19 protein-coding genes are annotated in these 15141 nt (G+C 71.3%); 12 read left to right on the top strand and 7 right to left on the bottom strand.

Going from position 1 to position 15141, the window contains the following annotated elements; all coding sequences use genetic code 11:
• Positions 1-105: 105 nt before the first annotated feature.
• The 10 genes from SHK19_RS21590 (at position 106) to SHK19_RS21545 (ending at position 8510) form a co-directional block, all read left to right on the top strand.
• The gene (locus SHK19_RS21590) at positions 106-651 is read left to right on the top strand and encodes a GNAT family N-acetyltransferase (RefSeq protein WP_322937425.1); all 546 of its coding nucleotides are present in this window, start codon (positions 106-108) and stop codon (positions 649-651) included.
• 15 nt (positions 652-666) lie between these two features.
• Positions 667-1068 (top strand): hypothetical protein, encoded by a 402-nt coding sequence (locus SHK19_RS21585; protein WP_322454335.1) that lies wholly within the window; start codon positions 667-669, stop codon positions 1066-1068.
• A 265-nt stretch (positions 1069-1333) separates the two neighbouring features.
• On the top strand, positions 1334-1882 hold the full coding sequence (locus SHK19_RS21580) for a GNAT family N-acetyltransferase (protein ID WP_322937424.1): 549 nt from the start codon (positions 1334-1336) through the stop codon (positions 1880-1882).
• Positions 1883-2046: 164 nt separating this feature from the next.
• The gene (locus SHK19_RS21575; protein WP_322937423.1) at positions 2047-2520 is read left to right on the top strand and encodes a hypothetical protein; all 474 of its coding nucleotides are present in this window, start codon (positions 2047-2049) and stop codon (positions 2518-2520) included.
• A gap of 17 nt (positions 2521-2537) precedes the next feature.
• The gene (locus SHK19_RS21570; RefSeq protein WP_322937422.1) at positions 2538-3101 is read left to right on the top strand and encodes a hypothetical protein; all 564 of its coding nucleotides are present in this window, start codon (positions 2538-2540) and stop codon (positions 3099-3101) included.
• On the top strand, positions 3101-3595 hold the full coding sequence (locus tag SHK19_RS21565; RefSeq protein WP_322937421.1) for a hypothetical protein: 495 nt from the start codon (positions 3101-3103) through the stop codon (positions 3593-3595). Before SHK19_RS21570 ends, SHK19_RS21565 begins: the two co-directional genes overlap by 1 nt.
• 160 nt (positions 3596-3755) lie before the next feature.
• Positions 3756-6956: a BTAD domain-containing putative transcriptional regulator gene (locus SHK19_RS21560; RefSeq protein ID WP_322454340.1), complete on the top strand. Its 3201-nt coding sequence runs from the start codon at positions 3756-3758 to the stop codon at positions 6954-6956.
• 91 nt (positions 6957-7047) lie between these two features.
• Positions 7048-7899 (top strand): class I SAM-dependent methyltransferase, encoded by an 852-nt coding sequence (locus SHK19_RS21555; protein ID WP_322454341.1) that lies wholly within the window; start codon positions 7048-7050, stop codon positions 7897-7899.
• Between the two features lie 4 nt (positions 7900-7903).
• Positions 7904-8050, top strand: a complete 147-nt coding sequence (locus tag SHK19_RS21550) for a hypothetical protein (protein ID WP_322454342.1) — start codon at positions 7904-7906, stop codon at positions 8048-8050.
• Positions 8051-8117: 67 nt separating this feature from the next.
• Positions 8118-8510, top strand: a complete 393-nt coding sequence (locus SHK19_RS21545; protein ID WP_322454343.1) for a hypothetical protein — start codon at positions 8118-8120, stop codon at positions 8508-8510.
• Between the two features lie 94 nt (positions 8511-8604).
• On the opposite strand, the gene SHK19_RS21540 is transcribed toward SHK19_RS21545, so the two are convergent.
• The 7 genes from SHK19_RS21540 to rimK form a co-directional block, all read right to left on the bottom strand.
• The gene (locus tag SHK19_RS21540; RefSeq protein WP_322454344.1) at positions 8605-8871 is read right to left on the bottom strand and encodes an SHOCT domain-containing protein; all 267 of its coding nucleotides are present in this window, start codon (positions 8869-8871) and stop codon (positions 8605-8607) included.
• Positions 8872-9113: 242 nt separating this feature from the next.
• Positions 9114-9455, bottom strand: coding sequence for a thioredoxin (gene trxA / locus SHK19_RS21535; protein WP_322454345.1), 342 nt, complete (start codon positions 9453-9455; stop codon positions 9114-9116).
• A gap of 56 nt (positions 9456-9511) precedes the next feature.
• Positions 9512-10294: a glycoside hydrolase family 25 protein gene (locus tag SHK19_RS21530; protein WP_322937420.1), complete on the bottom strand. Its 783-nt coding sequence runs from the start codon at positions 10292-10294 to the stop codon at positions 9512-9514.
• A gap of 37 nt (positions 10295-10331) precedes the next feature.
• Entirely contained in the window at positions 10332-10742 is a 411-nt protein-coding gene (locus tag SHK19_RS21525) for a PIN domain-containing protein (protein ID WP_322937419.1), read from the bottom strand.
• Complete coding sequence (locus SHK19_RS21520; RefSeq protein WP_322937418.1) at positions 10739-11017, bottom strand: AbrB/MazE/SpoVT family DNA-binding domain-containing protein; 279 nt, start codon at positions 11015-11017, stop codon at positions 10739-10741. Before SHK19_RS21520 ends, SHK19_RS21525 begins: the two co-directional genes overlap by 4 nt.
• A 70-nt stretch (positions 11018-11087) precedes the next feature.
• Positions 11088-12320, bottom strand: coding sequence for an MFS transporter (locus SHK19_RS21515; RefSeq protein ID WP_322937417.1), 1233 nt, complete (start codon positions 12318-12320; stop codon positions 11088-11090).
• 70 nt (positions 12321-12390) lie between these two features.
• Positions 12391-13617: a 30S ribosomal protein S6--L-glutamate ligase gene (gene rimK, locus SHK19_RS21510; protein ID WP_322937416.1), complete on the bottom strand. Its 1227-nt coding sequence runs from the start codon at positions 13615-13617 to the stop codon at positions 12391-12393.
• Between the two features lie 95 nt (positions 13618-13712).
• On the opposite strand from rimK, the gene SHK19_RS21505 reads away from it, so the two are divergent.
• Both SHK19_RS21505 and SHK19_RS21500 read left to right on the top strand, forming a co-directional pair.
• Positions 13713-14162, top strand: a complete 450-nt coding sequence (locus SHK19_RS21505) for an ATP-dependent zinc protease family protein (RefSeq protein WP_405030442.1) — start codon at positions 13713-13715, stop codon at positions 14160-14162.
• Positions 14162-15118, top strand: a complete 957-nt coding sequence (locus tag SHK19_RS21500) for a succinylglutamate desuccinylase/aspartoacylase family protein (RefSeq protein ID WP_322937414.1) — start codon at positions 14162-14164, stop codon at positions 15116-15118. Before SHK19_RS21505 ends, SHK19_RS21500 begins: the two co-directional genes overlap by 1 nt.
• Positions 15119-15141: the final 23 nt, after the last annotated feature.

The following is a 15141-nucleotide window of genomic DNA, read 5'->3' as shown; positions in this document are numbered from 1 at the left end:
CTCGACCAACGACGGCGCAACGCAGCACCCCTCCGCCCCTCCCGAGCCTTTCGGTCGCAACCGCTCGCGGCCTGCAGCTGCTGGCACCCGCGCGATAATTCCGGCATGCCTGCCACCATCCGCCTCGGACCCCGCCCGGGTGACCTGGGTCGGGTGCTCGAGATGCACGGCCGCCTCTACGCCGAGGAGTTCGGGTACGACGAGGACTTCGAGGCCCACGTCGCCAAGGGACTCGCCGGGTTCGCTGCCGCCCTCGGCCGGTGGCGCGAGGACCCTTCCCTGCCCGAGCCGGGTTGGTTGTGGATCGCCGAGGACGGCACCGATCCGAACCCGGAGGTGGTCGGCATGGTCGGGCTGACCGTCGAGGGCGACGGGGTCGGCCAGGTGCGGTGGTTCCTCGTCGCGCCGCACGCCCGGGGCGGGCTCGGCCGCAGGCTGATGGCCGCCCTGCTCGACCAGGCCCGCGTGATCGGCCTGACCCACATCAAGCTCTGGACGGTCGACGGTCTCGAGGCGGCGTCGCGCCTCTACACCAGCCTCGGCTTCCGCCGCACCGAGGAGGTGCCGGGCCACCGCTTCGGCCAGGACCTGGTCGAGGTCCGGTACGACCTGGACCTCGACGACGATGCGCGTTTCACCGCGGAGGTGTAGGGGACGGTCCACTCCGTGTACGACCCCTACCGACCGCCGACCGAGCCGGAGCCCGACGACCCGGCACCGCGGTGGGAGAAGTTCGAGCCGGACCGGCCCCGCCGCCGCAGCCGCCCGGCCAGCTGGCAGCCGAGGCGCGGCAGCGGCTCTGCGCCCGGGTCGCGTCCTGCAAGCGTGACGAGCGGGATGGTCGGGATCGTCGGGGTCCTGGTGGTCGCCGGCATCGGCGTCGGCATCTCCCGATCGGGCGACGACGCTGGGCCGAGCGGACCGCCGGCCGGCTGGGCCGAGTGCGTCGCCGAGGAGGAGGCGGAGATCCGGGCGCGCGGAGGCAGCCTGCTCGAGCCGGAGGACTTCTGCGCGATCCGCTTCCCCGACTACGAGTGGGAGGAAGATCCGACCTACGTCGGCGGATGAGCGTCTCCGGACGCCCTAATCGGCGTGCGGTCCCTTTACCAGGACTGGGAGGACCTCAAGCAGTTCCGACCCGAGCTGCAGGACGAAGACGCACTCGACGCCCTCCCCGATCTGCGTCCGGGCGACCGCGCGCAGTTTCAGGAGCCCGACACACTTCTGGTGATCGCTATGGTGTCTGGCGGGCGTGCCCTCGTCTCGCTCCGCTCCTGCTCGTCGGTTGCTCTCATCTCCGGGTTGGGGGCCGCCTCCGCGATTGGAGATCCGTATGTCGACTGACCCACAGATCCGCCTTGTCGCTGCCACCGTGCCGTTGTTGCGCGCGCTGAACGAGGACCGGGCCGTATTCGGTGAGTTGATCGGCTCGCCCGTTCCGGACGGTTGGCCCGAGTTCCCAGAGGCCATCGCCTTTACCTTGGAGCATCTCTCGAACGCGCCGGAGGCTGACCGCTCGTGGTCGATGCAGTTCTTCATCGATCACGCGACCGGGCGTCTGCTCGGCTCGGGCGGCTTCGCCGCCCCGCCAGTCGACCGCACTGTCGAGATCGGCTACGAGGTCGCCCCTGAGTTCCGAGGCAGGGGCTTCGGCGCTGCCTCTACTCGGGCGCTGGTCGCGGCCGCTGTCGCTAGTGGCGAGGTCGACCATGTCGTCGCGCACACGCTGCCGGGACCGAACGCATCGACCGGTGTACTCGTGGCGCTGGACTTCGAGCATGTCGCCGATCAGGAAGACCCCGAGGTTGGCGTCGTCTGGGAATGGCGATGGACCCGACCCCAGGAGCAGTTCGTCCAGGGGGAGGCCGACGGCGGCAGCTGACGCGAGCGTCCACACGGTCTCAACGCGAACTCAACGCCCGGTGGAAACCGTGGTCTCGACAAACCAGTCAGAGACCAAGGAGAACCACCATGGCAGTACCAGAAGCGAAGGATGGCCCTCGCGGTAGCCACCCGTCGAGCAGCCGGGCGCTCATGCTCGTGGCGATGACGACGCTGCTGCTCGGGTTCGCCGGCAGCGCGACCGCGGGCGTCGTCGTCACCGGCAAGCAGATCAAGGACGGGACGATCACGAGCCGCGACCTCAGGGACGCGGACCTCCGGAGCGCGGACGTCAAGGACGACTCGCTCACCCGGCGCGACTTCGACGCGCGCATCATCGGCATGTCCGGACCGTCAGGTGACATCGGCCAGCCCGGAGCACCGGGCACGGCGGGGCTGACTTACAGCATCGAGCCCTTCGCCATCCCGAAGGACACCACGCGCACGTGGGGCGCGCCCTGCCCCAATGGCACCCGGGTGCTGTCGGGCGGTGGTTCCGCCGACACGCCCGGCGTGGTGCAGCTCACCGAGTCCGGCCCCGTCGACGACGCCGGGACCGGCTGGTGGGTCGGGATGCGCAACAAGACCAACAGCACCGTGACGGGCTACGCCTGGGCACTGTGCGTGACCGCGTCATGAGCACGAGGACCAAGGAAATGAGCAAGGACATGAGGAACCACCTGAGGACGACCGGTGCGAGGAGAGGGCTGGCGTCACTGCTGGTCGTCGGCGCACTCGGTACGGCGCTCGGGGTCACCGGCGGCGCGCAGGCGGCGGCACTGATCACCGGGCAGCAGATCAAGGACGGCACCGTCACGAACCGGGACGTGCGCAACGCGACCGTCACCGGACGCGACGTCGCCGACAGCGCCATCACCATGGCGGACATCGTCGGTGACCAGACCGGACCCGCGGGTCCGCGCGGCGAGCAGGGCCGGACCGGCCAGACGGGGCTCGAGGTCGTCGGGTCCGTCAGCACCGAGCCGCAGCTCCTGTCCCCGGGCACGATCAGCAACGCCTTCTTGACGTGCGGCGACGGCAGGGTCGCGATCGGCGGCGGGCTGCACGCCTCGGCCGCCGGCCAGCTGCAGCTGCTCGACTCCTCCCCGCTGGGGTCAGCGCCCGAGTCCCGGCCCGGATGGGTCGTGCGGGCCTACAACCCCCCGGGGCGACCCAACGCCACCATGGTGGCCTACGCGGTCTGTGCGGAGGTGCGGTGATGAGGACACGGATCCGCACTGTCGCGGCCGCTGCCATCGTGCTGGTCGGCGTCACCGCCGGCAGCGCCACGGCCGGCGCGCTCGTGACCGGCGCACAGATCAAGGACGGCTCGGTGCGCGGTGCCGACGTCCGCAACGGCAGCCTCACGGGGGGCGACGTCCGCGACGGCTCGCTGAGCCTGCCCGACGTCGAGAACCTGCCGGTCGGTCCGAAGGGCGAGGCCGGGCCACCGGGACTCCCCGGGGCGAACGGCGTGCCCGGCCTGGTCCAGCGATCGGAGCCACGGACGCTGGGCGCCGGGGATCGGCTCAGCTGGACGATCTCCTGCGACCTGCACGAGACCGCGGTCAGCGGTGGCGTGTCGTCCACCCGGCCCGACCTCGTCTCCATCGAGCGGTCGACCGTCGACGGCGCGCACTGGCTGGTGAGCGTCGTCAACGAAGGCGGCGCCGAGGCGCTGGTGTTCGGGTGGGCGATGTGCGTGCAGGCCTAGCGCGAGTGGACCAGGACGAGACGGTGACCGTTTCGTCCTGGGTCCGCTTGCCGCGAGCCTCCTCGGCCGCCACTCCCGCCTCTGCTGGCCGCGTCGGCCTGGCACCGGCGATCGAGAAATCGAGCGCGAACGCCCCGTATGACGTCCTACGCTGAGCGGCATGGAGCCGGCCTTCGGTGTTCTCGGCCCGCTGGAGGTGCGGGACGCTGACGGCACCCCGGTGTCGCTCGGGGGCCAGAAGCCGCGAGAGCTGCTGGCTGCGCTGCTGCTCCACCGGGGGCAGATCGTCACCGTCGACCGGCTGGTCGACCACCTGTGGGGCGAGGCGGCTACCGCGGGCGCGGCGACCACGCTGCGGACGTACGTCGGACAGGTGCGCAAGATCCTCGACCGGGCCGCCGCGCCGGCGACGTTGGACAGCCGCAGCGGTGGCTATTGCTTCGACACCGACCCGGCGGCGATCGACGCGGGCTCCTTCGAGCGGCTGCTGCGCGAGGGCCAGCAGCGCGCCGCTGCGGACGGCCCGGCCGTGGCCGACGAGGTCCTCGGTATGGCGCTCGACCTGTGGCGGGGTGAGGTCCTGGTCGACCTCGGACCACCGGACTTCGCGTCCTCGGCCGTCGCCCACCTCAACGAGCTGCGCCTGGTGGCATGGGAGGGCTGGCTGGATGCCCAGCTCGCGCTGGGCCGCCACCGGGCGGTGGTGACCCGATTGCAGGCGCTGGTGGACGAGCACCCGTTCCGGGAGCGGTTCTCCGCGCAACTGATGCTGGCGCTCTACCGGTCGGGACGCCAGGCCGACGCGCTGGCCGTCTCGGCTGCGACGAGGCTCCGCCTGGCCGAGGAGCTGGGGCTGGACCCAGGTCCGGAGCTGCGCGACCTCGAGACCTCGATGCTGCGCCAGAGCCCCGAGCTCGACGCCACCGAGCCGAGACCGGCCGAGCGCTGGACCGGGGCGAGCGTCTCCGGGGCGAGCACGAGTGCGGAGGCCCACGCCGCGAGGTCGTTGGCCCAAGGTCACATGGAGCTGATGGAGCGTGAGCACGAACGGGCACTGTTGACCGAGGCGATCGCGGCCGCGGCACGCGGCGAGGGCTCGGGTATTGCGGTGGCCGGCGACGCCGGCACCGGCAAGTCGACCCTGGTCCAGGTGGCGTGTGCGGACGGTCCGCGGCTCCGCCTGCTGCGCAGCGGATGTGACCCGTTGAGCACCCCGCGCCCGCTAGGTCCGCTGCGCGACCTCGCCGTGGACGCCGGATTCTCAGCGGTCGTCAGCGAGGATGACGTGTTGCTGCCCCAGGTGTGCGAGGACGTGCTCGCCGCCCTCTCGACCGAGCCGACCGTGCTCGTGGTCGAGGACCTGCACTGGGTCGACGCGGCGACCGCCCAGGTGCTCCGGTTCGTCGCCCGCCGGATCCGATCCCTGCCCCTTGCTCTGCTGGTGACCTACCGCGAACACGAGATCGGCCCCCGGCACCCGGCCCGCCAGCTCCTCGGCGACATGGCGAGCCACGAGCGGTTGAGCAGCATCGGACTCGCACCGCTCTCGGTGGACGGCGTCCGCCGTCTGGTGGACGGTACGTCGCTCGACGCGCAACAGGTGCACGCGCTGACAGGTGGAAACCAGTTCTTCGTCACGGAGATCGCCAAGGACCCCGACCGGCCGCTGCCGCGCACGGTCCGCGATGCGGTGCTGGCGCGCACGGCCGACGTGACCGCGGAGGACTTCGAGGTGCTGCAGCTGCTGGCGACCTCGCCCGACCGCCTCGACGACCGGGTGCTGCCGGCCCTCGAACTCGACCTGTCCGCGCTCACCCGGTTGGAGGACACCGGACTGTTGACGCACGCGCGGGGTGGTCTCGCCTACCGTCACGAGCTCGCGCGGCAGGCGATCGAGAGCACCATCCCTGCCGGCGCGGGACCGGGCTTGCACCTGCGCGTGGTCGAAGGGCTGGAGCGGGCCGGGGTCCAGGAGCCGGCGGTGCTGACCCACCATGCGGTGGCGGCACGGGACTCCGAACGGGCCCGACGCTACGCGTGCGCCGCCGCAGAGGAGGCGTGCCGCAAGGGCGCTCACGGTGAAGCCGTGGCGTTCTTCCAGGTCGCGCTGGACCACGTTGCCGACGACGACGTGGCGGAGCGGGCCGCGCTTCTGCAGCGGCTGAGCTTCGAGCAGTACCTCACCGACCGGCTCGGCGACGCCATCGACACCGTGCGCGCCACCATCCCGCTGTGGCGCGAGGTCGGCGACGACGCCGGCGTGGCGGCGGCCCACGAGCGGACGGGCATGTACGAGTACTACGCCGCCCACCGCACGGAGGCGGAGGAGCTCGTCGACCGGGCGGCCGGGCTCGCCGAGGGCACCGGAGCGGTTGTTGTCGAGAGCTCCGCGCGCGCCACCCGTGGGTTCCTGGCATACCTGCGCAGCGAGCTGGACCTGGCGACGGCCTGCGCGTCGGAGGCGGCGGAGATCGCCGACCGGACGGGCGGGGAGTTCCTCCGCACCCGGGCCCGCATGGTCGAGCTGCTGGCGTCGCTCGCGACGGGTGACGAAACCGCGCGCGGTGACCTCGAGCAGCTGATCCGGGACGCACGGACAGAGCACTGGGACGAGCTGGCGTCGACGGGGTACTCCCAGATCGTCAGCATCGACGTCGAGAACCGGCGGTTCGACAAGGCCGCGGCCGTGCTCGAGGTGTCGATGCCGTTCGCGGAGGAGCGCGACATCCCGATCTGCAACCACTGGCAGACGAGCGTGCGCGCGCGGGTCAGACACGCCCGCGGAGACTGGGAGGCGGCGCTGGCCGACGTCCGGGAGGCGCTCGGTCGCGAGGGCATGGCCGTGGCGAAGCTGTGGCCGAACCTGCTGCTCGCGCTGACGTCCCTCAGACGTCACGGCACCCCGGACCCGTCCGCGCTGGATGCAGCCTGGCTGTTGATGCGGTCGATCGACGAGCCCATCCGGCGGCTGTCGTTCTACTCGGGCCTGGCCGAGATCATGTGGACCACGGGAACCGTCGACCAGCGGGTCGTCCGCGACGCACCCGCAGAGCTTGCTGCGGTCGCCGGCACGCCCGGCACGGAGTGGGCGACTGGCGAGCTGGCTGCCTGGCTACGCCGTCTCGGGATCCCGGCAGAGCACGGGGCTTTGGCCTCGCCTTACGCCACGGCCGCGGAAGGTCGGATCGACGAGGCCGCCGGCTGGTGGGCGGAGAACCGCGAGCCCTTCACCGAAGCCATGGTGCTGGCCGACTCCACGGAGCCACGCCACCGCGAGCGCGCCGTACGGCTCCTCGAGGAGCTTGGTGCGCACGCGACCGCCGCCCGGGTCCGGGACCCAGCACCCGCGGAACGGCGGTAACCGGAGGTCTCCACAGGCCCTCAACGCGAACTCAACGAGCGCCGTCGAGTCTCTTCCTCAGAACTCACCACGAACCTTCTGAGGAGAACCGATGACCGACCGACCGAGCAGCACGCTCGTCAACACCACCGACTGGGGACAGGTCAAGCAGCGGCACCGCGCGATGTGGGCCGCCGGCGACTACCCCGCCGTGGTCCGCGACCTGATCACGCCGATCGGCGAGGCCCTCGTCGCGCAGTGCGGCGTCGAGGCCGGCCAGTCCGTGCTCGACGTCGCCGCCGGCACCGGCAACGCCGCGATCCCTGCCGCGCTGCGCGGCGCCCAGGTGGTCGCCTGCGACCTGACCCCGGAGCTGTGCACCGAGGGACGCCGCGAGGCGAAGCGCCGAGGGCTGGACATCTTCTGGCACGACGCCGACGCCGAGGACCTGCCCTACGACGACGGTGACTTCGACGTCGTCCTTTCCGCCCTGGGCGTGATGTTCGCACCGCGGCACCAGCAGGCCGCCGACGAGATGGTCCGCGTCACCCGCCCGGGCGGCACCCTCGGCGTCCTCAACTGGACCCCGGAGGGCTTCATCGGCCAGATGTTCCGGGCGATGAAGCCGTTCGCCCCGCCGGCGCCCGCCGGTGCGCTGCCTCCGCCGATGTGGGGCGACCCCTCGTACGTCGAGGGTCTCCTCGGCGACCGGGTCGAGTCCATCTCGTGGGAGCGCCGGTTCCTGCCGGTCACGCACTTCGCGACCGCCGACGCCGTGCTCGAGTACTTCAAGCGCTGCTATGGCCCGACGATCGTGACCTACCGCCACGTGGAGCAGATTCCGGGCGGGACCGCGAAGCTCGATGCTGCCCTGCGCGAGGTGATGAGCGACCACCTGGCCGAGGTCGACGGCCGCCCGACCATGCACTGGGAGTACCTGGTGCTCACCGCGAAGCGGGCGTGAGCAGATGCGCACCCACCCCGCACCTGACCGCTACCGCGGCCGCGGCACGCCACGCCACGTGCGGCCTTCGGACCGCGCCGCGGCGACCCCGACCGCCCGCTGGGTCGCGGCGGCAACCGTCGTCCCCGCCCTCGGGCTGCTGTCCGGCTGATCCGGCTGACCGTCTCGGGATCAAGAAGAAGCCCATCCATGAAGATCAACACGAAGGAACCATTGAAATGACGAACATCCGCAACATCGCACGTGCTGCCTTTCCTGTCGCCGCGCTGATCGCACTGCCGCTGGGAATCGACAGCGGCATCGCCTCGGCCGCCGCTCCGGCGGCCACCAGGGTGACCATCGACCGGGCCGGGTCCGACCTCTTCGGGACCGTCTCCAGCTCGCGCCCCTCGTGCGAGGGCAACCGCAAGGTCGTGCTGTTCAAGCAGCGCGGTACCCGCGGTGGCGGGGACGACGTCCGCGTCGCCTCGGACACCTCCGAGGTCCAGAGTGGCGTCGGCGTCTGGAGCACCGGCAACACCGGTCTGGCCGGCAAGTTCTACGCCAAGGTCACCAAGACCGCGCTGTGCAACGCGGACTTCAGCCCCACCATCACGGTCCCGGAGGACTGAGCGCCCGGGACAACTGTTGATCCGCACGGCCACTCGGTGAGCCGCAGGCCTGATGGCTGCGGCTCACCGAGTGGCTCGGTCGTCGGTCAGTGCGTCACTGGCTCTCCCTGAGCACGTCCCGGCGGGTGCGGTACTCCTCCTCGCCGATCTCGCCAGCGGCGTACCGCTCGGCCAGCCGGGCCTCACCCGCGCGGCGGGGGCCGATGTCGCGGTTCCGGCGGTGGTAGAGCACCGCGGCGACGATGATCCCGGCGATGAACAGGAACCAGAGGATCGGGAAGATCGGCCAGAAGTCCGTCCTATCGCCGTCCCAGCGGTCGGCGGTGATGGCAAGGGTGCTGATGCTGTCGGTGACGGACACGGGGTCCTCCTCACGTTCGTTCTCGGATGGCTCCACCCTCGTCCGAACGGTTGCCGCGCACATCGGACGGCAAGCGTCATCGACGTACGACGAGGCGCGTACGCCACCCCGAAGCGACCCCGAGTCGCGCTAGCCCTCCAGCAGCCGTTCGTCGGCCTGCGTGGATGCCGCGGGCCGCGGCGCGGCGACACCGTTGGGATCGTCGGCTGGAACAGGGTCTCGCCGAGCGCGAAGACCCCCACTCAGTCCGAGGCGGCCTCGACGTCCAGCGCGCGGACGGCGGTGATCAGCTCTTCGAGCGCGGGCGCGGGCAGCGCACCGGCCTGCCGGAAGACCAGCTGGCCCTTCTTGAACGCCATCAGGGTCGGGATCGAGGTGACCTGCGCAGCCTGTGACAGCGCCTGCTCCTCCTCGGTGTTGATCGAGGCGAAGACCATGTCGGTGTGGGTGGCCGCGGCCTTCTCGTAGATCGGCGCGAACATCCGGCACGGACCGCACCACGACGCCCAGAAGTCCACGAGGACGATGTCGTTGTCGAGCACGGTCTGCTCGAAGGTCGCGGAGGTCAGGTCGATCGTGGACATGGCAGGTCAACGGTCGCACGTGCGGCCGGTATTCCGGAAGTCATCCTCGAGGAGGATCACCGGGCCACTGTTTCGCGTGTCCAGATCAGGTTGACGTCGACCGGTCCGGCGATGCCGTCGACCGACCCGCTGTCGGTCTGCTGCCAGATCCACCACTCCCGGTCGGGGCGCCCGTCGAGGCTGCGCACCCACTGCCGGTATTCCCCGAGCGCGCCGGCGACGCCGTACTCCTCCTCGAACTCGGGGTAGAGGTAGACGACCGGCTCCCGCTCGGTCGTCGCCTCGACCTGCTCGAGGAAGGCCCGCACCTCGGCGAGCAGTATGGCGCGCGGTGGTGGCGTCGGGCAGCTCCCGGCCAGCTCGAGGTCGACCGCCGGCGGCAGGTCGTCGCCGTCGAGGTCGCCGAGCACGGAGTTGAAGTGCCTCGCCTGGTCGACGCCGGGGGAGCAGAGCTGGAAGTAGTGGTACCCGCCCACCTCGAGGCCGGCGTCCTGCGCCGCGGCGCGATGGCCGGCGAAGGTGGGGTCTGTGTACGTCGTGCCCTCGGTCGCCTTGAGGTAGGCGAAGGAGACGCCGTCGTTCGCGACCGCGTTCCAGTCGATGGCGCCCTGGTGGTGCGAGGCGTCGACGCCGCGGTGCTTCACCCGCACCTCCTTCCGCTGCGGGATGGGACGCGGCCGCTCGGTGTCCTGCGGGGAAGTAGTCGTCGGGGCGGGCGCTCTCGGCGAGTGGGTCGACGGCGGGCTCTGGAGGGGAGTCTTCGGCGCCCTGTCATCGGACGAGCAGCCGACCACGAGCACCACGGCTCCGGTCAGCATGACTCCCAGGACGCGACGCACGTCGCCACCGTATGGGCGATGCCAAGACGTGTCTCGACTAGGGCGATTCGTCGGGACCTCCGAGCACCCTCCATCCGAGACCACGAGCAGCCCCACGATCGAACGTGACCGTCTCAACGACACCGAAGAGCTCCATCGCCCCTTGGATGAGCGCGTCGCCGAAGTCGGCACCGGCCTCGGCCAGCTCGAGGGCGCGCACGACCCCCTCGGCGTCGTCGAACTCGAGGGACGCCGTGGCGACGAGTGAGCGGATCACCGCCAGGCAGGTCGCAGCCGGGTAGCGGTAGCTGCGGGCCAGTACCCAGTAGAGCTCCGCGAGGACGACCTGTGCAATGAACCCGGGACTCGTCTCGGTCAGGGACTCGAGCGCTTCCGCTGCCACGGCGTACTGCGGCTCGTCGTCGCGGACGACGTACCTCACGAGCACGTTGGTGTCGATGCCGATCATCGGCTCTCGGCGTCGGCGTCCAGACCTCGCCGACCGCTCTCGGCGGCGGCGTCGGCGATGCCCTCGTTGATCTCCTCGATCGTGAGTGGCCGCTGGTCGCTCCGCTGGAGGATCCCGGCGAGGTCCTGGATGCGCCCGGTCCGAGCCACCATCCGGTAGCTGCCTTCTCCCACCTTTACGAACAGCACCGTCGAGCCGGCCTCAAGCCCCAGGTCGTCGCGGACCTCCTTCGGGATGGTGATCTGCCCCTTGCTGGTCATGGTCGACGACGGCACGTGGAGTCTCCTTACATTCCAAGTCTCTCCTTACCCAAGGATACTCCGAAAGGTAATGGAGGGAATGCCCTCAGCTCGGCGCCCACTCCTGCGCGACGGGCACCGCAGCGGCCGCGACGAGCCCGAACCCCGCGGCCAACGCGAAGGCGGCGCCGTACCCCCACGCCGTGATCACCAGGCCGGCGACGGGAGGGACGGCCGCGGCGACGACGTACTGGCCGGTGTTCTGGATGCCGAGCGCGCGGCCGGACCAGAACGCGCCGGCCCGCTCGGCGACGGCGGCATAGGCGAGGCCGTTGTCGGCGACGGTGACGGCGGAGGCCACCACGAGGAGGAGTACGGCGAGCGCGACGACCGCCGGTCCCGAGCCCGATGCCGCGGCGCCGAGCGCCAGCATGGTCCCGGCGGCGCCCCAGGCGATCCACTGCATCGGCCGGGTCCGGCTGCGGACCAGGTCGGACAGGTGACCGGCACCGATCCGCCCCACCGCGCCGATCAGCTGGGTGCCGGCGATCACGATGCCCGCGAAGCCCGCGGCCCACCCGAGCTCGTCGACCAGCCAGGTCAGGCCGAACGTCCACACGACGAACTGCGGCACGACGAGCAGCATCGACGTGGAGTGGATCCTGGCCAGGTAGCGGTCGGCACGATAGGGGTTCGGCGCCCCGGTCCGCTCGGCGGCCGGCGGTCGCGGCGGGTCGATCACGAGGAGCGCGACGAGCACCAGCGCGACCGCCGCGGCGACCAGCGGGACCCACAGCGCGGCGGCGATGCCGTGGGCGTCGGCGAGGAACGCCATGGTGAGGGCGCCGAGTCCGACGCCGAGCGGCTGCGCGCACTGGCGGATGCCCATCGCAAGCCCGCGCCGCTCCGGCGGGAACCAGCCGACCACGATCCGGCCGGAGGCGGCGTTCGTCGCCGACGACGAGGCGCCGGCCAGGAAGAGCGCGGCGGCGACCAGCCACACGCCGTCGACGAGCACCGCGGCGAGGCCGGCGGCGACGACCCCGCTGATCCCGGCCAGCAGGGCGAACCGCTCACCTCGCCGGTCGACGACCAGGCCCCACGCCACCAGGGTGCACATCAGGCCGGCCATCGGCGCCGCGGCGACCAGTCCCGCCTCTGCGAGCGTCATCCCCGCGCGGGTGTGCAGCACCGGGATCAGGAACGCCGGACCGTGCACCATCGTGGCGGAGGATGCCTGCGCCGCCGTACCGACGGCGAGCATGGCCCAGCGCCGCCGTACCGAGACGTCGGACGGCGGTGCCGACGGCTCGTCGGCGCCGATCAGCTGAGGGGGCACCCGGCACAGTCAACGCCTGCCGAGCCCGCGGGACCGAAACGATCTCGCCGATTGACGAGTGAGATCAGTCTCAGCCGACGTCGTGGATCGGTTGCTTCGGCAGCTTCTTGACCCGCGAGCGGCGCTTCGGCCGCTCGGGGATCATCGACCGCATCTCCTCGAGCTTGCCCCAGCACAGCAGCCGGTCGCCGTCCTCGAGGACGTGCCGCGGTCGCGGGTTCGGGATCACCTGCACCCCGCGGTGCAGGGTGAGGACGGTGATGTCGCGCTCGTCGAGCCCGGAGTCACCGAGGCGCTTGCCGATCAGCTCGGGATCGCCGTTGACGAGGAGCTCGGCGACGCCGTACCCGGTCGAGACGCTGAGCCGCTCGCGCACGTCGATGTGCGGGAAGGCGACCTGGTTGTCGATGTAGTCGATGATCGCGCCGGCCACGTCGAGCTTGGTGGCCTCCTCGATGCCCTCCAGGCCGGGGGAGGAGTTGACCTCCATCACCAGCGGGCCCTTCTTGCCCTCCAGCATGTCCACACCGGCGACCTTGAGCCCCATGATCTGCGCCGCTCGGACGGCGACGTGCTCGAACTCCGGGGTGATGTCGACCTTCTCGACGCTGCCGCCGCGGTGGACGTTGGAGCGGAACTCGTCGCCCTTGGCGGTACGACGCATCGCGGCGACCACCCGGTCGCCCACCACCAGGGCCCGGATGTCGCGGCCCTTGCTCTCCTTGACGAACGACTGGATCAGCACGTTCTGCCGGGTGCTCTGGAGGGTCTCGATGATCGCCTCGGCGACCTTGATCGTCGGCGCCAGGATGACGCCGATCCCCTGCGTGCCCTCGAGCAGCTTGATCACCACCGGCGCACCGCCGACCCGCTCGATCGCGGGGATCACGTCGGCGCGGTCCTGCACGAACGTGGTCGGCGGCATCGCGACACCGTGACGCGACAGGATCTGGGTCGCGCGCAGCTTGTCGCGCGAGTTGGTGATCCCGCCCGCGGTGTTGGGCGTGTAGACGCTCATCTGCTCGAACTGCCGCACCACGGCGGTGCCGTAGTAGGTGATCGAGTTGCCGATCCGCGGCAGCACCGCGTCGTACGTCGAGAGCTGCCGGCCGCGGAACTGCAGGTCCGGCTCGTCGCCGGACAGGTCGATGCCGAAGCGCAGCGTGTTGAGCACCTTCACCGCGTGTCCGCGGTCGAGGGCAGCGGTGCGCAGCCGCTGCGTGCTGTAGCTCCGGGGGGCGCGCGAGAGGATCGCCAGCTTCACGTCGGGTGCCTGATCGGTCGGAGGAACGGACATGCACGCCGCCTCGTCGAGCTTCAGAGGACCGGCCTGCTTGGATGGGGGTCGTGCCGAGATCCCATCTAACCAGCGTCGCGGGTTGGCGCGAGTGGGTGAGTCTGCCGGACCTCGGCGTCGACTGGATCAAGGCCAAGCTCGACACCGGTGCCCGGACCTCCGCCCTCCACGCGTTCGACATCGAGGAGATCGATCGGGACGGCCAGGCATGGGTCCGGTTCTCCATCCACCCCTGGCAAGGCAACGCCGAGGACGCGGTGACCGCTGCGCTGCCGGTGCACGACGTACGGCACGTGCGCAGCTCGTCCGGCCACGTCCAGGAGCGGTACGTCGTCCTCGTCGCCGTCCGGATCGGCCTGCGCCGCGTCACCACGGAGGTCACGCTGACCCGGCGCGACGAGATGGGCTTCCGGCTGCTGATCGGGCGCGAGGCGTTGCGGCAGGGGTTCGTCGTCGACCCCGGTCGGTCCTACATGGGCGGGCGGCCCGAGAAGATCGTCCGGCGCCGCAACCGCGGGAAGGCCGACGAAGGGACGTCGGCCTGATGGCGCGCGAGTCCTTCGCCATCGGCAACGTCCGGGTGCGCGCTGGTGCCGCCCGCGACGTCGAGCTGCCGATCACCCGGCTCGTCACCGGTGGCGACGTCAGCCTCCCCGTGCGGGTCGTCCACGGACGCGAGCCCGGTCCGGTCGTGTGGGTGAGCGGCGCGATCCACGGCGACGAGGTGATCGGGGTCGAGGTGATCCGCGAGCTGATCGCGACCCTGAAGCCGAAGGAGTTCCGCGGGACGCTGGTCGCCGTACCGGTCGTCAACGTGCTCGGCTTCATGGCGGGCGACCGCTACCTCCCGGACCGGCGCGACCTCAACCGGATGTTCCCCGGTTCCCCGCGCGGCTCCCTGGCCAGCCGGATCGCGCACCTCTTCATGACCGAGGTGGTCGCGAAGTGCGAGGTCGGCGTCGACGTGCACACGGCGGCGGACAAGCGGGCCAACCTCCCGCAGGTCCGCGGCGACCTCGACGACCGGCGCACTCGCGAGCTGGCCGAGGCGTTCGGCGCCCCGGTCATGGTCCACGCCCGGGTCCGCGACGGCTCCCTGCGACAGGCTGCGGTCGAGGTCGGCGCCAAGGTGCTGCTCTACGAGGCAGGCGAGGCACTGCGGTTCGACGACGAGTCGATCGCCACCGGGGTCGCCGGCATCCGCAGGGTGCTCGCCTTCCTCGACATGATCGAACCCGATCCCCCCAACGAGCTCCCCCCGAGCCTGGAGTCGCGGAGCAGCGGCTGGGTCCGCGCGCGGGGCACCGGCATCCTCAACCTCGAGACCAGGCTGGGTGCCTTCGTCGAGACCGGCGAACGGCTGGGCGGTCTCTCCGACACCTTCGGCAAGCGGGTGCGCCTGGTCAGGGCGGACCGGTCCGGCATCGTCATCGGCCTGACCCGGGCGCCGATCGTCAATGCCGGCGACGCGCTCGTGCACATCGCGGCGGTGGAGCGGTGACGGGCCGACCGGCCGCAGGCGCT

This window comes from Nocardioides bizhenqiangii (genome assembly GCF_034661235.1).
In the GTDB taxonomy this organism is placed as follows: Bacteria; Actinomycetota; Actinomycetes; order Propionibacteriales; family Nocardioidaceae; genus Nocardioides; species Nocardioides bizhenqiangii.
Note: the sequence above shows the minus strand (reverse complement) of the source record. Positions and strands in the feature narration are given on the sequence as shown.